13 protein-coding genes are annotated in these 17,123 nt (G+C 63.9%); 7 read left to right on the forward strand and 6 right to left on the reverse strand.

All coding sequences use genetic code 11. The features are described 5' to 3' along the window. From ACMLHG_RS13050 to clpB, 7 genes are all read left to right on the forward strand, one after another. Nucleotides 1-347: hypothetical protein (locus ACMLHG_RS13050; RefSeq protein ID WP_417170770.1), on the forward strand; the 347-nt coding region annotated here is incomplete at its 5' end. 66 nt (nt 348-413) lie between these two features. After that, a complete protein-coding gene (locus ACMLHG_RS13055; RefSeq protein WP_295807737.1) occupies nt 414-1,502 on the forward strand; it encodes a substrate-binding domain-containing protein in 1,089 nt (362 codons plus the stop codon). Between the two features lie 32 nt (nt 1,503-1,534). Then, entirely contained in the window at nt 1,535-3,679 is a 2,145-nt protein-coding gene (locus ACMLHG_RS13060) for a glycosyl hydrolase family 95 catalytic domain-containing protein (protein ID WP_417170771.1), read from the forward strand. Between the two features lie 80 nt (nt 3,680-3,759). After that, nucleotides 3,760-5,004, forward strand: a complete 1,245-nt coding sequence (locus ACMLHG_RS13065; RefSeq protein WP_417170772.1) for a CapA family protein — start codon at nt 3,760-3,762, stop codon at nt 5,002-5,004. 81 nt (nt 5,005-5,085) lie between these two features. Further along, nucleotides 5,086-5,703: a MarC family protein gene (locus ACMLHG_RS13070; protein WP_294433904.1), complete on the forward strand. Its 618-nt coding sequence runs from the start codon at nt 5,086-5,088 to the stop codon at nt 5,701-5,703. A gap of 132 nt (nt 5,704-5,835) precedes the next feature. Continuing rightward, the gene (locus ACMLHG_RS13075) at nt 5,836-7,137 is read left to right on the forward strand and encodes an MFS transporter (protein WP_295807731.1); all 1,302 of its coding nucleotides are present in this window, start codon (nt 5,836-5,838) and stop codon (nt 7,135-7,137) included. Nucleotides 7,138-7,338: 201 nt separating this feature from the next. Further along, nucleotides 7,339-9,942 carry an ATP-dependent chaperone ClpB gene (clpB, locus tag ACMLHG_RS13080; protein WP_417170773.1) on the forward strand — a complete coding sequence of 868 codons (2,604 nt, stop codon included), beginning with the start codon at nt 7,339-7,341 and terminating at the stop codon, nt 9,940-9,942. A 73-nt stretch (nt 9,943-10,015) separates the two neighbouring features. On the opposite strand, the gene rsmG is transcribed toward clpB, so the two are convergent. The 6 genes from rsmG to ACMLHG_RS13110 form a co-directional block, all read right to left on the reverse strand. After that, nucleotides 10,016-10,678 (reverse strand): 16S rRNA (guanine(527)-N(7))-methyltransferase RsmG, encoded by a 663-nt coding sequence (gene rsmG, locus ACMLHG_RS13085; protein ID WP_295807727.1) that lies wholly within the window; start codon nt 10,676-10,678, stop codon nt 10,016-10,018. A 2-nt stretch (nt 10,679-10,680) separates the two neighbouring features. Continuing rightward, a complete protein-coding gene (locus ACMLHG_RS13090; protein WP_294433896.1) occupies nt 10,681-11,226 on the reverse strand; it encodes a hypothetical protein in 546 nt (181 codons plus the stop codon). Continuing rightward, nucleotides 11,219-12,070, reverse strand: coding sequence for an NAD(+) diphosphatase (gene nudC / locus ACMLHG_RS13095; RefSeq protein ID WP_295807725.1), 852 nt, complete (start codon nt 12,068-12,070; stop codon nt 11,219-11,221). The genes ACMLHG_RS13090 and nudC overlap by 8 nt, the downstream gene beginning before the upstream one ends. Further along, on the reverse strand, nt 12,067-12,894 hold the full coding sequence (locus ACMLHG_RS13100) for a TatD family hydrolase (RefSeq protein ID WP_295807723.1): 828 nt from the start codon (nt 12,892-12,894) through the stop codon (nt 12,067-12,069). Before ACMLHG_RS13100 ends, nudC begins: the two co-directional genes overlap by 4 nt. Nucleotides 12,895-12,900: 6 nt before the next feature. Next, complete coding sequence (locus tag ACMLHG_RS13105; protein WP_417170774.1) at nt 12,901-16,614, reverse strand: hypothetical protein; 3,714 nt, start codon at nt 16,612-16,614, stop codon at nt 12,901-12,903. 23 nt (nt 16,615-16,637) lie between these two features. After that, a partial coding sequence (locus tag ACMLHG_RS13110; protein ID WP_417170775.1) for a hypothetical protein occupies nt 16,638-17,123 on the reverse strand: 486 nt, incomplete at its 5' end.

A 17,123-nucleotide genomic window follows, 5' to 3' on the forward strand; every position in this document is an offset into this window, starting at 1 on the left:
AGGAGTTCAGCTTCACCTTCGTGCCCAAGGCGGACGGCAAAGTGAGCATCAACCTCATGAGCGACAATCCGAAATTTCAGGTTTCCTACGACAACATCCGCGTCACCGGCGCGACAATCGCCAACGGCGACTTTGAGACGGCGGCGAAACAGGCCGACCGCCCCGACCGCTGGTGGCCGATGGGCAAACCGGGTTTCGTCAAGGAGGCGCAGGGAGCTTCCGGCAAAAATTTTGTGACCTGCGCCCACAATGACCGCTGGAACCAGCCCATCTCCTGCAAGGCGGGAGAAGCGGTCACCGTCACCTTCCAGGCAAAACTGGCGGAGGCGCCGAAAGCGGCAAAATAATGCAATTCAAGTTTCCTTCCGGCCGCCGGCCGGAAGGAGAGAACTCCTCCTCCCCTCACCCGGCAAATGAACGACCATCAGAAACAGATCTACCGGTATCTGCTCGACCGGATTGCGGCGAACGAGATTTCCATCGGGGACAAACTCCCGACGGAAAATCAGCTGGCGGCGCAGTTTTCCACCGGGCGGCTCAACGCACACTACGCGGTCAAGGCACTCGAACGTGCGGGCATCCTCCGTTGCGACCGCCGCCGCGGCACCACTCTGCTGCGCTGTCCGCAGGAGTATGAGCTCGGTCAGCTTCTGCTGCCGGTCAGCCGCAAGGTGTGCGTGCTCAATCACAGTCAGCTCAACTACCGGAACATCCACTGGAACGACCGGATTCTCATCCCGCTGCGCACCATGCTGGCACGGCACCGGATCGACTTCGAAGAGCGGCTGATCGACGACTCGATGACGCCGGAACACTACCAGCAGGTGCTGTTCGAACTCATCCGGCAGGGGTGCGGCGGCCTGGTGGTCGTGCCGGGCGGCAACTGGGACCGGATTCTGGCGGACCGCCCGGAACTGCTGTTCCGTTTCCGCAACCACATCCACCTCTTCGACCGCGGGGGGATCATGCCGGACTGCTCCTGGTGCAATATCGTAGGCATCAACAACATAAGAGATGGAGCCCTCGCGCTGGAAACCGCGATGGGGACCCATCCGGCACGGGTGGTCTTCTGCCTGCTTTCGGTACGGCACTCCCGCTTCCAGCTGGAGCGCTACCGCGGCATCGAAGAGAGCATGCCGCGCTATGGAAAAGAGGCGGTCGAACTCTCCACCTACCAGCCGGACGAAACGGGGCACTATCCGCAGTTCGCCCGGGATTTCGTACCGAACACCGCCTTCATCGCCTGCAACGACCGCGCCGCCGCCCGGCTGATCGACACCGCCCGCGCCGCCGGCTACGAACCGGGGCGCGACTACAAGCTCATCTCCTTCGACGACGACCGGCGTTTCGCCAACTACCATTTAACCACCCTTTCCCCCAATCTGGAGCTGATCGCGCAACTGCTCGCGGAGGAACTGATCGCCGCCATCGACGGGCGGCACCCCGATTTCACCAGCACGCACCGGATCATCTCGAAAGTGATCCGTCGAGATACCATGTAACCCTGAACGGAGTAATATGAGGACCCGTTATCATGACTCATGACACCTTTACGCTCGATTTTCCCCTCTCCCGGCAACATACCGGCCTGCCGATCGCAAACGGCAGTCTCGGCGTTCTCCTCTGGGGAGGCGGCAGAGAACTTCAGCTGACCGCCGCCCTGGAAGCGTGCTGGGATCACCGCTTTTCGGAAAAACTCCGGAAACCGATCCCCTATGACGACCTCGTCGCCGCCTGGACTCCGGAGTCCGTCGACGAGGTCAACCGCCTGTTGCGGGAAAACAGCGGCCCGGAACAGCCCCGTTTGACCGGCACCCGCTACTGGTGCAGCACCCGGGTCGGCGGCGGCACATTCACACTCCAGCTCGCCGCCGAACTCGAACAAATTGAGCTGGAGTACGCCACCGGAACCGTCACCATCCGGACGGCCGCCGGCAATCTCACGCTGGAACTCGATCTCGCCACCGACCAGCTCACCATCGCCGATCCGGCCGGAATCATCCGCTCCGTCGAACCGCATCCGATGTGGGAAAAACTTCACGACTTCTTTGAAGAGGGCAGATTCCAGGCGCCGGAACGGTTTGAAGGCGGCTGGTTCCAACCCTGTCCGGCCGATCCCGGATGCTGGATGCAACTCAGGAAAGTTCCGGGCGGCTGGCGCCTCTCCGCCGCCCTGCAGCGGGACAGCCGCGCACCGGAGCTGCCGGAACCCGACCCGGAGGCGGCGCATGCCTGGTGGAGCCGCTACTGGCAGGAGGTCCCCGGTCTGAACCTGCCGGATGAGACGCTCAACCGTTTCTACCGGCTCGCTCTCTACAAATTCGCCGCCTCGACCATGCCCGGCAAAGTGCCCTGCACCCTGCAGGGAGCCTGGCAGGAGGACTATCAGGCACCCCGCTGGAGCAACGACTATCACTTCAACGTCAACGTCCAGCAGGTCTATTCGCTGGCACTGCCGACCGGGCGCTTCGAACATATGCTGCCGCTCTTCGACATGCTCGAATCCGAAGCGTCGCAGCGGACCATGCGGGAAAACGCCCGCTTTCTATTCGGCATCGACGACGGCCTTCTGCTCACCCACGCGGTCGATGACCGCTGCATGCAGGTCGGCGGCTGTGCCGCAGGTTCGATGCTCGACTTCGTCTGCGGCGGCTGGATGGCGATGCTCTACTGGCTTTACTACCGCTACACCGGCGACCGGGAGTTTCTCCGCCACCGCGCCATGCCCTTCATGCGGGGGGTGATGAACGTCTTCCGCGCGGCGATGCGCGAGGATTCCGACGGGAAGCTGATGATTCCGCTGGCCATCTCCGCCGAATATGGCTGCACCTTCCCGGTCATCCGCAACGGAAAACCGTGTCACCAGAATGCCGGGAAGAATCCGTCGAACCAGCTCACCTGCTGCCACGCGCTGGCCAACGCCCTGATCGCCGGCGCCGCCGCACTCGGCGAAGAAGCGGATCCTGCCTGGCGGGAGATCCAGCAGCGTCTGCCCCGCTTCTCCACCATCAACGGGCGCGTCGCCATCTGGGAGGGGCAGGATCTCGACGTCTGCCACCGCCACCATTCGCATCTCTCGATGATCTATCCCTTCGACCTCACCGCGGAACTGACGCCCGAAGAGACGGAGGAGGTGGATCAGGCGATCGAACACTGGATCTGGCGCGGCGCGGGGCAGTGGAGCGAATGGTGCTACCCGTGGGCGATGATCCTGCAGAGCCGCTGGGGAATGCAGGAGGCGCCCTCGGTCCTCCTCGAAGTGTGGAAGCGGCTCTTTCTCAACGAGAGTCTGGCGACGGTCTACCTGCCGAAGTTCCGCGGTCTCTCCTCGCACCGCCGGGCGGACGCCCTCAAGCCGAAGGAGACCAACGAGGTGATGCAGCTCGACGGCACGATGGCCGGAGCGACCGCTCTGCTGGAACTGACCATCCACGAACGCGGCGGCGTGATCGAACTCTTTCCGGGAATTCCGGAGATCTGGCCGGATGTGGAGTTCACCAACGTGCACCTGCCCGGCGGCCTGGTTGCGAGCGGCGTGCGCCGGAATGGAACACTGCGCAGTTTCCGGTTGAGCTCGACCGCGGCCCAGCGGGTCCGTCTCCGCTTCCACCCCGACGGCGAGATCGAAGAGTTCCACTTGTCGCCGGAAAATCCGCTGGCCCTGGAATTCCGGGATTGAAAAGCGGAAAATCCGCATTACATTATTCCCGGAGTTCAAAAACAACCGGCCGGCCTCCCGCCGCCAGAAAGAGGGTTTTGATGATGAGTTACGCAATCAACCGGCAAATCCGCCCGGAAGTGGGGAAAGAGACACTCTCCCTCGCCATCGCGGGCGACACCTGCCCGCGCGGCACCGCCGCGACAGAGGTTTCCGCGGGCCGCTCCGGCGAAATCCTTGAACAGGTCAGAACGTTTCTCGACAACGCGGACCTTCGCCTGGTGCAGTGGGAGACGCCGCTCACCGATGCCGATACGCCGATCTGCAAATCCGGCCCGAACATCCGCTGCGCGCCGGATGCGGTAAAACTGCTGCAGGCGGGCCGCTTCGACGTCGCCTTGCTCGCCAACAACCACATCGGCGACTACGGGCCGGAGGCGGTCAACGAGACGATCGCCCGGCTTCACGCCGCCGGCATTCAGACCGTCGGTGCCGGCAGTGATCTGGCGGAGGCCCGCCGTCCGCTCCGCATCCGCCGGAACGGCCTGTCCCTGAGCATCCTCAACGTGGCGGAGCACGAATTCGGCACCGCGACGCCGGCGACGCCCGGCTCCAATCCGCTCGACATCGCGCCGCTGCTGCTGCAGATTGCCCGGGAACGCCGGGCGGGCAACCTCGTGCTGGTTGTGAGCCACGGCGGCAACGAGTTCAATCCGGTTCCCTCGCCCCGCATGGTCGGCAACTGCCGCGCCTTCGTCGAAGCGGGCGCGTCGGCGGTGGTCAACATCCACACCCATTGTCCGCAGGGGATGGAGGTCTATCAGGGGGCGCCGATCGTCTACAGCACCGGGAACTTCTTCTTCCCGATGCAGGAACAGCAGCCGTTCGACCCGGACAACCTCTGGTACACCGGTTACGTGCCGCAGTTCACCTTCGACCGCAACGGAGCGGTGGCGGTGGCGATTCTCCCCTGCCGTTTCCTCGAATCGCCGTGGCGGGTTGAGCCGCTCGACGAAAAAGCGGTCCGCCGCTTCAGCGAATACTTCGACACGCTGAGCAATCTCATCGCGGAAACTACCCCCTGTTTCGAAGCGTGGTGCACCATCGTCGGCGGCTGGAACCTCGAAAGCATCCGCCGGGCGACGGAAGGGGTTCCGTTCGCCGATTCCGCCGCACAGGAGGTGCGCCGGCAGATTCTGCCGTTGCGCAACCTCTTCACCTGCGAGGCGCACAAGGAGATGATGGACACCTACCTGCGTCTGATCGAAACCGGCCGCCTCGCCGCCGCCGCGGAAAAGGCGGCGCTGCTCAAACAGCTTCAGCGCCCCGGTCTCTACACGGAATAAACGCAGAAGAGCGGAACGGAACGGCACCCCGGTTCCGTTCCGCTCCGCAAAATCCACGCATCCGGCAAGGGAGGAGGTTTCATGGACTGGCTCAAAATACTGGAAAACGCCGTCTATCTGCTCGCGCTGCTCAATCCGCCGAGCAAGATCCTCTTTCTCTCAACCTACGAGCCGGAACTCGAAATGCGCCAGATCTGGGAGCTTTCGTGGAAGTCCTCGCTCGCGGCGCTGCTGATGCTGATCGCCTTCGCCATCGTCGGGCAGTTCGTGCTGGAGCAGATTTTCCGGATCAGCCTCTACTCGCTCAAGATCACCGGCGGGCTGGTGATCTTCTTCATCGGCTGGCTGGCGGTCCGGGAGGGGAAGTTCTTCCAGAAGCGGGAGAATGAACTGCGCAACGACTTCACCGAGCTTTCGATCGTGCCGCTGGCCGCGCCGCTGATCGCCGGACCCGGCACGATCACCATCGCGATCTCCTTCTCGGCGCAGTACGGCCACCTCTCGTGCATCACCTCGCTGGTGCTGGCGATCTTCGCCAACTTCGTGCTGATGCTCTTCTCCCGCCCGTTCAGCAAACTCTTCCAGAAGCTCCACCTGGTCGGGCCGCTGATCCGGATCACCGGGCTGATCGTCTCGGCGGTGGCGGTTCAGATGATCCTCGACGGCGCCGGAGAGTGGCTCTCTAACACGCTCCGCTGACGCGGTTCGTCGCGCCCCCCGCCTGATTTATCGGACAATCCGGCCGGAATTTCTGGCAAAATCCCGGAACAATGCTATATTCTTCAAAAAGGCGGGATTCTACTTTCCGCCGACCGGAGACAACGTCGAACCATGATTCTGAAAGGCCCCCTCTCCGCAGCGCGCCAGGCAAGTTCGCAGCGGAATTACTGTATCTTCAACGCGATCAACGGTCTCTCCTATATGTGCCTCGGAGAGACCGTGCTGATCCTGCTCGCCGTCCGGCTGGAGTGCCCCGACTACTTCATCTCCGCCCTCGGCGCCATGATCTACTTCGGGTACCTCCTCCTGCCGCTCGGCAAGGTCGTCGCCGCCCGGGTCGGCGCCGCCAGAAGTCAGTCGATCTTCTGGATGGCCCGCAACGCCGCGGCGCTGACGGTCGCCTCGGCGCCGCTGTTCTGCTTCTTCGATATGCGTCCGGCGGCGATGGTGCTGCTGTTGACCGGCGCCTTTCTCTTTTACGGCTTCCGGGCGGCGGGTCTGGTGATGTCGCAGCCGCTCATCGGCGAAATCACCGACGACCTATCCCGCCCCCGGGTCATCGCCGTCAGCATCGGCCTCTTCTACCTCTCCTGTCTCATCGCGCTGCTCGCCATCAGTTTTATCCTGCGGCTGAATTCCAGTCTGTGGGTGCTCACCGCGATCATCGTGGTCGGCGCCTGCTGCGGCTTCACCGCGTCCCGCTACGTCAGCCGCATCGACGAGACCGAAAGCCTGCGCAATTCCGCCTGCAAGCCGATTTTTCAAGATTGTCTTGCCGTGTTCCGCGACACCACGCTCCGGCGGCTGATCTTCTCCGGATTTCTCGTCAACCTTGCGATCATCATGACCATACCGGTTTCGATGCTGGCGCTCAAACGCGGCTACCATGTCAGCGACACCGATGCGCTGCTCTTTGCGCTGGTCCAGTTCGGCGCCTGTGCCGGCATGTCCTTTCTCTCCGGAAAGATCGCCGTCTCCATCGGTCCGCGCAAGATGATTCTGCTCGCCTATGCGGGAATGATGCTGATCGGCATTCTCTGGCTCTGCGCTCCCGCCGGCCGGAACAACGCCTTTCTCTGCCTGCCGTTTCTCGTCGCCGGAACCGTTTTCGTCGGCTCGAGCAACGCGATCACCCACTACTTTCTGCAAACCACTCCGCCGGAGAAGCGGGTGGCCGGCTCGATTTTCATCTCGCTGGTGACCGGCGTCGGCGCCGGAATCTCCGGCATGGCGCTGGCCGGACTCCTGCTCGGCTGGTGTACCGGCGGGCAGTCGGATTCCCCCGGCGGCTATCAGGCCTACTTTGCGATCGTCACGCTGCTGCTCGCCCCCGGATTCTGGCTCATCCGGCGCCTGCCGCCGCTGCCGATGGAGAAGCGAAAAATTCGCAAAAGCTGGTTGGAAATCGTATAATCGTCGCACTCGACGGGCCATTTTGTCACAGGGATCGTGTCAATCTGGCGCGTTTCTGCAGTGCAGTGCCAGTTAAAATCCGGAATTTTCCGGAAACGGCTCCCGCTGTCGCCCATTCCCGGCCGGAAGCAGAACTGGCACGCCTCTTGCTTGCAACCGGTCGAATCGATAAGAATCGACCATAAGAAGGAGAGTGAGATTATGAATATGGAAAAACTTACCACGAAAAGCAGGGAAGCCCTGATGGCTGCCCACAATCTCGCCATCGAGAATTCCAATACCGAACTGCGAAATATCCACGTCCTCGCCGCACTGATGCGTCAGGAGGACGGTCTGGTTCCCTCCATTCTGGAAAAGCTCGGCATCAACCGCCGCCTCTTCGAGAATCAGGTGGATCAGGCGTTGTCTGAACTGCCCCGCGTCTCCGGGTCGCAGGCGCAGGAGATCTACAACTCCCGCGAATTCAGCTCGCTTCTGGTGGAAGCCGCCCGTCAGGCCGAGGCGATGCAGGATGAATACATCAGCGTCGAACATCTGTTTCTGGCGATGTTCGCCGCCTCCGGTTCCTCCGCGGCGGAGTTGCTGAACAAGGCCGGCCTCACCGCCGACCGCGTGCTGCAGGCGCTCCAGACCATCCGGGGCAACCAGCGGGTCACCTCGGCGGATCCGGAGAGCACCTTCGAGGCGCTCAAGAAGTATTCGCGTGACCTCACCCAGATGGCGATGCAGGACAAGCTCGACCCGGTCATCGGCCGTGACGACGAAATCCGTCGGGTGATCCAGATCCTGTCGCGCCGTACCAAGAACAACCCGGTGCTGATCGGCGAACCCGGCGTCGGCAAAACCGCCATCGTCGAAGGACTCGCCCGCCGTGTGGTGCGCGGAGACGTTCCGGAAAACCTCAAGAACCGGCAGGTCGTCGCCCTCGACATGGGCGCGCTGATCGCCGGCGCCAAGTACCGGGGCGAATTCGAAGAGCGGCTCAAGGCGGTGCTGAAAGAGGTCACGGCCTCCGAAGGCAAAGTGATCCTCTTCATCGATGAGTTGCACACCGTCGTCGGCGCCGGAGCCAGCGAGGGCTCGATGGACGCGGGCAACCTGCTCAAACCGATGCTCGCCCGCGGCGAACTGCACTGCATCGGCGCGACCACGCTCGACGAGTACCGCAAGTACATCGAGAAGGACGCCGCGCTGGAACGGCGGTTCCAGTCGGTGCTGGTCAATCCGCCGTCGGTGGAGGACACCATTTCGATCCTGCGCGGACTGCGTGAGCGCTACGAACTGCACCACGGCGTGAAGCTGCGGGACAGCGCGCTGGTCGCCGCCGCGGTTCTCTCGGACAAATACATCGCCGACCGGTTCCTGCCGGACAAAGCGATCGACCTGGTCGATGAAGCCGCCGCCGCACTGCGCACCGAGATCGACAGCTCGCCGACCGAACTTGACGAGAACGAGCGCCGCGTCATGCAGCTCGAAATCGAAATCACCGGTCTGCGCAACGAAAAGGACGCCGCCTCGATCAAGCGTCGCGAGACGCTCGAAGCGGAGGTCGCCGAACTCAAGGAGGTCGGCAAGTCGTTGCGCGCCCGCTATGAGAACGAGAAGAAGGCGATCACCGATCTGCGCACCTTGCGCGAATCGCTCGATACCGCCAAGGCGAAACTGGAAAAGGCCACCCGCGAGTACAACTACGAGGAGGCCGCCAAGCTCCAGCACGGAATCATTCCGGGCATCGAGCACCAGATCGCCGATGCGGAACGCAAGATCAAGGAGAGCGGTGACTCCCGCCTGCTCAAGGAGGAGGTGGACGAAGAGGACATCGCCGCGATCATCAGCCGCTGGACCCACATTCCGGTGAGCAAGCTCGTCCAGAGCGAGAAGGAGAAACTCCTCGCCCTCGGCGGACGGCTCCACGAACGGGTGGTCGGGCAGGACGAGGCGGTGACCGCGGTCGCCGATGCGGTGCTCCGCGCCCGGGCCGGGTTGAAGGACCCGAACCGGCCGATCGCCAGCTTCATCTTCCTCGGGCCCACCGGCGTCGGCAAAACCGAGCTGGCGCGGACCCTCGCCGCCGACCTCTTCGACGACGAACGGGCGATGGTGCGGATCGACATGTCCGAGTACATGGAGAAGTTCAGTGTGTCGCGTCTGGTCGGCGCGCCTCCCGGCTACGTCGGGTACGAGGAGGGCGGTCAGCTCTCCGAGGCGGTCCGGCGGCGGCCCTACTCGGTGGTGCTCTTCGATGAGATCGAAAAGGCGCATCCGGATGTCTTCAACATCCTGCTGCAGATTCTGGAAGACGGCATCGTCACCGATTCGCAGGGACGCACGGTCAGCTTCAAGAATACGATCATCATCATGACCAGCAACATCGGCAGCGACCGGATCCTTGCGCACAAGGGGCATGTCGAGGAGCTGAAAAATGAACTCTTCGGAGAACTGCGGCAGCACTTCCGGCCGGAGTTCCTGAACCGGGTGGACGAGATCCTGATCTTCCACGCGCTGGACAAGTCGCAGATCTTGAACATCGTCGGCATCCAGCTCCGCCGGCTGGAGGAGCGGCTGAAGGCGCAGGATATCTCGCTGGAGGTCACCGACCAGGCGAAGCAGTACATCGCCGACGAGGGGTACGACCCGAGCTTCGGTGCCCGGCCGCTGAAGCGGGCGATCATCCGGCTGGTGGAGACACCGGTCTCCCGGAAGATCATCGCGGGCGAAATCCAGCCGCAGTCGCACCTGGTCATCGACAAGGGTGCGGACGGGCTGACCTTCAGCTCGGCCATCGAGCCGGAAGTGGTGGAGTAACCCCTCCGGCCTTCAGGGCGAACGCCATTCACGGCGAATCCGACAAAAACGGATTCGCCGTTTTTGTATTCTCTCAGCGGGGCAGAGAGTAGAGGAAGAGACGTGTGCCGAACCCTTCCGGCAGTTCAAAACGCTCCGTCACCTGCCAACGGATGGTACGCCCCGCGCAGAGCTGTTCGAGCGCCGGCAGATCCTCCGCCGCCTGTTCGGGGGTCTTGTAGAGGATGAAGCGCCCGTGCCGGTTGGTGAAATTCCCGGCGTCCTTCCAGATCACCGGCGCCGGAGCCACCGCACGGGCGGTCACCACGTCGAATCGGGATTTGAACTCCCCCTTGCGGTTGAGTTCGCAGGAGCGCCCGGTCACCACACGCACGTTGTCGAGCTCGAGCAGCCGGGCCGCCCGTTCAACAAACGCCGCCTTCTTGCCGGTGGAGTCGATCGGCGTGAGCAGCAGATTGGGGAACGCCAGCGCCAGCACCAGCGAGGGGAATCCCGCGCCGCAGCCGATGTCCGCCACCCGCAGCCGCGCCTCCCGGAATTCCGGGAAGTACCGGGCGATCGCCAGCGAGTCGGCCACGTGTTTCACGGCGAACTCTTCGACGCCGGTAATCCGGGTCAGATTCAGCGTCCGGTTGGTTTCCAGCAGATAGTCGCGGAAGAGGTTGCAGCGCTCGACAAACCGCTCCGGCTCCGCCACGCCGCACTCCGCGGCATAGGATGCAAGATCGAACGCCATCGTCACCGCCCTCCGGTCAACACCGCCGCAACCAGCATCGCCGCCGCCAGCACGATCAGAAATCCGGCGCTCGCCCAGCGCCACCGCGGATTGCCGCAGCAGAGCCGGATCCAGTCGCGCAACGCGCACGGACGCCCCGAGACCCAGATGCCGCCGAACCCGAAAATCCACGCAAGCAGAGCCAGAACCGGCGTTCCCGCCGCGTGCACGTTGAACGACTCGTGCACCAGATAGTAGGCCCACAGGATCATCGAACCGCCGACCGCGCGCGCCAGCAGATAGTCGAGAAAGAAGTAGGAGAGCACCGGCACGATCACCGCCAGCGGCCAGAGCAGCGGCAGCAGGAATCCGGGCGACACCACCTGCGCATGCGAGACGCAAAGCCCCAGTGCAACCCAGCCGAGCAGAAGTCCGCCGAGGCGGTTGCGCGGCCAGGGTTCGAACCGGGCGAGATTCCCGGGCGAGAGCCGCAGTGTCCACCCGGCAACTGCAAGCAGAAGAATGCCGCCGACGGCGGAGGCGGTGCGGTAGAGGAGAAGTTCATTCATGGCATGTTGTTCCTTTGTAATTTTCCCGCCAGTGGTCGATCATCCGCCGGGCGATTGAGCCCGGCTGGGGCACTTCGGGCATATCCGCCGGCGTGTAGAATCCGGCGGCGGTGATTTCCGTCATATCCGGCACCGGCACCGCCCCCTCCTCCGCCAGTTCGGCGGTGAATCCCGCCATCAGCGAATTCGGATAGGGCCAGCTCTGGCTGGCGAAGTAGCGGATGTTCTTCACCTCGAGCTTCACCTCCTCCCGGAGCTCCCGGCGCACCGCCTCCTCCATCGTTTCGCCCGCTTCGACGAAACCGGCGACCAGTCCGTGCATGTTCCCCCGGAACTTCGCGTTGTGCGCCAGAAGCAGCCGCCCCGCCCCGTCGGTCACCGCCACGATGATCGCCGGTGCGATCACCGGGTAGAAGAGCGCCCCGCAGGCCTCGCACTGGCGGGCGCACTCGGTGGCGTGATCGATCAGAGGGGCGCCGCAACGGCCGCAGAACCGGTGGTTCCGCCGCCAGAAGGCGAGCTCGCGGCCGCGGCAGACCGCGATCTCCTCGGCGCCGCCAAGCAGGAGGCGCGCCGAACGCAGATCGACCGGACGCAGCGGTTCCGGCACCGGCGCATCCTGCGGCAGAGGAATCACCGAACACTCAAAGCGGTCGATCCTGCCGATCAGCAACCGTTCCGAACCGGCGAGCGCCGGCGGCAGTTCCGCGACGGTCGGCAGCCGGAGCGAATCGGGGGCCTCCTCGACCAGAACCAATGCGTCTCCCCGGAGCGCGACCACCAGCTCCTCCGGAGAAACCGCCTCGCGGCGCAGTTCCGCCGCGGTGGGGATGAATCGTCTCATGGCCGCACCTCCCCGTCAAGCCGGAAAAATTCCCGTCCGTTCCGGGTCGTCAGCCGGGCGATCTCCTCCACCGTCCGCCCCCGCTCGACCGCAATCTGCGCGGCCACCAGAATGAGATAGCCGGGGTGATTCGTCGAACCGCGATGCGGCACCGGAGCAAGATAGGGGGAATCGGTCTCGATCAGCAGACGGTCGTCCGGAATCACCCGGAGCGCCTCGCGGATGTTTTCCGCCCGTTTGAAGGTGACCATGCCGGTCACTCCGCAGTAGCCGCCGAGTACGAGAAATTTCTCCGCCCACGCCGGGGTTCCGGCGAAGCAGTGCACGACGAACCGCCCGCCCGCCGCGGCGAAGTCGCGCAGCAGATCGTACGCATCGGCGTAGGCATCCTCCGCACCATCCCGGTCGCGGATGTGGATGATCGCCGGCAGATTCCATTCGAGCGCCAGCTTGAGAAACTCCTCGAGCACGCTGCGCTGCACATCGCGGGGGGACTCCTCATAGTAGTAGTCGAGCCCCAGCTCGCCGACCGCGACGAGACGGGGATGGCCGCGGAACGAAGAGAAGTCCTGCGCCTCCTGCCGGTAGCTCTCCGCCTGGTGCGGATGCACTCCGGCGGCGAACCAGGCGTCGGGGGCCACCTGGGCAAACTCCCGCGCCCGGCAGCTTTCGAGATAATCCCCGCCGACCGCCAGGAGGAGAATGCGGTCGACCGCCCCCCAGCTGTTCTGCGGCGGCACCGCAAGTTCCGCGGAGATCATCCGGCAGAACTCCAGCGGCGAACTCTCGCCGTAATAGTGAAAATGTGTATCGAAAATCTCCATGAATGTTCACCTCTTTTGCTTAAATAACCCATCAAAAATATACCGCAGCTCCCGCAGTGTCTCCTTCGGCGAGAGGTCGTGGATCAGCAGGGCCGGTTCCCCGTCGGAATCCGTGCCGAAATCGACCAGTTTGAGCGCCTGAATCCGGCGGATGAAATCACTGACTCCGGCTGTCGCTCCCCGCTGAAGATCGATCTCCGGGCGGGTCAGCGTGCCGCGAACCGGCAGTGTCAGCGGAATGCCGCCGATGGAGAGCTGCGACTCCAGCTGAAGTTTCTGTTCGCTCCCGAGCTGAAACCGGCCGGAAAATCCAATCCGGTCGATCCAGTCGCCGAGGAAACGGCACTCCCGCACGATCACCTCGCCGTGATCGGCGGAGAGATCCAGATCCCCGGAGGAGAACTGAATCGTCCGCAGTGTCTGCTGCAGGGAGGACGCGCTGAAGATCCTGCCCGGCAGAGCCGCCAGCTCATCCGGCATCAACGTGGAAAGTTTCCCCGCCAGATCCACCGGCAGCAGAAGCAGACGGCCGAACAGCGTGTTGGCAACTCCGTTCGGAATGACGACATTGCGCAGTTTCATCCGGAAATACCCGGAAAGGGTGTTGAGAAATCCGTTCTCCCGCCCGTCATCCAGCCAGGACAGACGCGTATTGAGCGACGAAAGCACCCCTTCGAACCCGTCATCGCGGACTCCGGCGAGCAGCTCCAGCAGCGGACGGCACGCCAGGCGGTCGTCGCCGCGCACCGCCAGTTCGCCCCGGATCCCCTCCGGCCGGCTGGAGGCGCGCACCTCCGCATCGAACCGCGCGCCATTCAAGGTGAAGTTGAGGTATTCGGAGCGCGCCTCCCCCTCCTTCAGCCGGAACCTGCCCTCCAGCGTCGCCTCCAGCTCCGGCGCGAGGCGGAGTTTTTCAAACCGGCAGCCGAAATCCACCGGACGGCGGCCGAAAAAGAGCGCGGGAACCCGCCGCCCGGCAGGACGAGCCCCGGCCCGGAGCGTCTCCGCCGGCGCCCCGTCCCCGCGCGGCGCGGCCTCTTTCCTTTCGGAGGAGCGAAACGCTCCGTCACGGGAGAAGAGCTTCAAAAGTTTCCCCAGTTCGACCCGCGGCGACGAGAGCCGGACGGCAACCGGTCCATCCTCCAGGAAGCGGTCCACCCGGCACTCGCCGGTGAAATCCGCCAGCAGCAGTTCCGCACGGTTGAATTTCAGCTGAAAGTTTCGCACAGCCCACTGCCGCGGCGAACTTTCAAATACGGCCAGCAAGCGGCCGTTGCAGGGCAGCTCCTCCCGGGTCGCCGCCAGCCAGCGGGAACACTCCAGTGCCACCGCCGCCCGGAACGCTTCAAAATGGTTCTGCGCCGTCACCTGAACTTTGCCGGTCAGCTGCGCCTCCCGCGCCAGGGTCGGCGAGAAAAGTTTGAGAAACTGCTCGTTGAGGTAGCGCAGCTGCCACTCCCCCCGGTAGCGTCCCTCCTGAAACTGAAAGGTTCCGGGGCACTCCAGCCGCAGAGCGGGGCGGCCGTGACGGCGCAGATAGAAATCCGCCGTCTTGATCTCCACCGTGTTGAAATCGGGGAAATACAAAGAGAGGCGGTTCTGCACCCCGAATCCGGAGAACTCCTTCGCGCCGCATCGCAAGCCGATTCCGTCGAGGGCGCACTCCCCGTCGATCACGCCGCCGTCGAGCTGACGGTTCAACCGTCCGGTCAAGGCGCACTGAAATTCTCCGGCCAGCACCCTGCCCCGCTCCGGAGGCAGAAACGGATTGACCACCGAGAGCGGTCCGGCGCAACGGAAGGAAAACTCCGGCCCGTGATTCAACGTTCCGCTCTGCGGAAACCAGGAGAAGGAGTTCAGCTGGAGCGTCGCAAACGGTTTCCCCGCCCGGTCCGCCGTCAGCTTGCCGTCGCGAATGTGAACGCTCCTCCCGCCGTCGGCAAAGGCGACCGCCGCGCTCAGGTCCGCCGGAGAGACGCCCGCCCGCCGCCAGATTGCGACAAAAGGCGCGCATGCCGGCTCAAACCAGGTCGCCAGCTCCGGCACCAGCCGCTCAAACCGCAACTGCAGTTCCGCTTCGCCCCGTCGCAGAGACCCCTTGCCGGAACAGGCGAGCGCGCCGATCTCCTGCGCCTCCTTCTGCAGCGAGAGCGTGACGCTGTTCGCCTGAAAATCGAAATTGCGCCGCAACTGCAGATCCAGCCCGAACAGCGCCTCATCCGCCGGAATCCGGCGGCCGCCGATTTCGCCCCGCCCCTTCTCCAACCGGCCGTTGCCGAGCACGCCGACCGAGGAGAGATTATGCCGACACAGCAGCTGAACCTTGCCCGACAGCTGCCCCCCGATGCCGCGGACGGGGGAGTCGCCGGGCAGAGCAAACCGCAGGAGTTGCAAATCAAAGCGGTCCAGAACCAGATCGAATTCGGCATTTTCCCGCTTTTCATCCGCCCGCGTCAACCAGCTGTAGCGGACCGGCCGGCGCAGCCGCAACGACGCACTCTCCCGGCCGCCGGCCGTCATCGTTGCGGAAAAACGGGCAAGATCGATCTCGCTTCGGTTGAGATCCACCACCGCCCGATGGGTCACGTCGAGGCGGAAATCCGGGACATCGATCCGTTCCAGACCGAAAATCGCCTCGCCGGTCCGCGTGAGCCGGATCATTCCGTCGGAAGAGAAGCGGCGGTCGCCGTAGGAGAATTTGCCGCGGCACTCCAGCGTCGCCTCCCCCGGATTGAAGCCCAGCCCGAGATCGGTGCAGACCGCCAGCACCTCCGGCGAGACCGTTCCCCGGGTGAAGTCGGCGCGAATGGAGAAGGGCGCCCACTGCATCGCCCCGGAAAGATCGATGACACTGCGCGGTTCGCCGTTCCGGGACTGCACCAGATGAAATTGCTCCACATCGACGCCGCGCCCCCTCGCCCGGGCCTTCATCTCGAGCGACAGAGCTCCGCCGTGCAGCTCCGCGCCGCCGACCCGCCCCGCGAGCCCGGCCAGTTCACACTTCAGCTCGAGTGATTCCGGGAACAGCGCCTCGTTGAGATGGGAGTTCAGCACGAGCGTCATCCGCCCGTCATCCACCTGACTGGCCCGGCTGGTCGCCAGTTTCACCCGGCCGGAGAGTTCCGCGGAAAACAACTCCCCGTTGCGGAAGACGGGCGCACTGCCGGAGAGGTTGGAAAGTTCAAACGCCCCCCCCGCGCCGGTTTGCCCGTACACCAGCATCAGCCGGGAATCGACAATCCGGATTTGCGAAAGATCGAATTGGAGCGGCTTTTTCCGTTGCGTTTCCGGGTCCCGCCGCACCGCGGATTCGGCAGGCTCCTCCGGCGTTTTCCCGGAGTTGTCCTGCGCCCGCGGCCGGAAACAGCTCCAGCCGCCGGGCACCCGGAACAGAGTGAATTCCCCCCGTTCAACCAGAATCTCCGAAAATTTCAGCGTCCCGCCGAACAGCTCCGGCAACCCGTAGCGGAACGCCGCGCGGCCGGCGGAGAAGCAGGGGGCATCCGCCGGCCCGATCCGCAGATTTTCCGCCTCCAGGCGGGAGGAAAAACAGGACCAGTTCACCTGATCCGCGACGATTTCGATTCCGGCACGGCGCGAAACCGCCGGCAGAACAACCCGGCTCAGAAAAAATGAGCCGCAAAGAAAGAACCCGGTGAAAATTCCCGCAAGAACCACCGGGATCGCTCCGAGCAGAGTGTATTTAACCGGCCTTCTCATCGCCCGGATGGAGGGATTTCCCTTCAGCGGGCAAAGACCCGCTCCAGCTCTTTCTGGAACGCTTCAATATCCGCCTGCGTCGGCTTCTCCCCGCGCAGATTCTCCAGCCCCAGCCGCCCGAACTGGTCGACGTACCATTCGGCGGAGGAGCCGGAAGCGAACTTCACCGTACCGGAGAGCGCCGTTCCCGGACGGACCAGCTTGCTCACCTCCACCACGGTCTTCCCGTCCCCGGGCACCGCTTCCACGTCGGGTTCGAGCGCGTCTCCGCCCTCGGCGCCCGCCTTCGCCTCAGCCTCCTTCGCCGCTTCCGCCGCGGCTTTCTCCTCGGCCTTCGCCTTCGCCTGCGCCTTCGGGTCGTGTGCGTTCCAGTCGATGCCGTCCAGCTCGGACGCCATGATCCGGATGTCCATATAGGTCAGTTTCTGATTGAACTTCTCATTGACCAGCTGCTGCAGGTCGGAAAGGGATGTGCCTTTCGCGATCTCGCCGGCCATGAACCGTTTGAC

This window comes from Victivallis sp., from assembly GCF_048170485.1.
GTDB lineage: Bacteria > Verrucomicrobiota > Lentisphaeria > Victivallales > Victivallaceae > Victivallis.

Excerpts from the sequence above, each read along its gene's own strand:
- ACMLHG_RS13055 (WP_295807737.1), top strand. The coding sequence starts at position 414 with ATGAACGACCATCAGAAACAGATCTACCGGTATCTGCTCGACCGGATT.
- ACMLHG_RS13060 (WP_417170771.1), top strand. The coding sequence starts at position 1,535 with ATGACTCATGACACCTTTACGCTCGATTTTCCCCTCTCCCGGCAACAT.
- ACMLHG_RS13065 (WP_417170772.1), top strand. The coding sequence starts at position 3,760 with ATGATGAGTTACGCAATCAACCGGCAAATCCGCCCGGAAGTGGGGAAA.
- ACMLHG_RS13070 (WP_294433904.1), top strand. The coding sequence starts at position 5,086 with ATGGACTGGCTCAAAATACTGGAAAACGCCGTCTATCTGCTCGCGCTG.
- ACMLHG_RS13075 (WP_295807731.1), top strand. The coding sequence starts at position 5,836 with ATGATTCTGAAAGGCCCCCTCTCCGCAGCGCGCCAGGCAAGTTCGCAG.
- clpB (WP_417170773.1), top strand. The coding sequence starts at position 7,339 with ATGAATATGGAAAAACTTACCACGAAAAGCAGGGAAGCCCTGATGGCT.
- rsmG (WP_295807727.1), bottom strand. The coding sequence starts at position 10,678 with ATGGCGTTCGATCTTGCATCCTATGCCGCGGAGTGCGGCGTGGCGGAG.
- ACMLHG_RS13090 (WP_294433896.1), bottom strand. The coding sequence starts at position 11,226 with ATGAATGAACTTCTCCTCTACCGCACCGCCTCCGCCGTCGGCGGCATT.
- nudC (WP_295807725.1), bottom strand. The coding sequence starts at position 12,070 with ATGAGACGATTCATCCCCACCGCGGCGGAACTGCGCCGCGAGGCGGTT.
- ACMLHG_RS13100 (WP_295807723.1), bottom strand. The coding sequence starts at position 12,894 with ATGGAGATTTTCGATACACATTTTCACTATTACGGCGAGAGTTCGCCG.
- ACMLHG_RS13105 (WP_417170774.1), bottom strand. The coding sequence starts at position 16,614 with ATGAGAAGGCCGGTTAAATACACTCTGCTCGGAGCGATCCCGGTGGTT.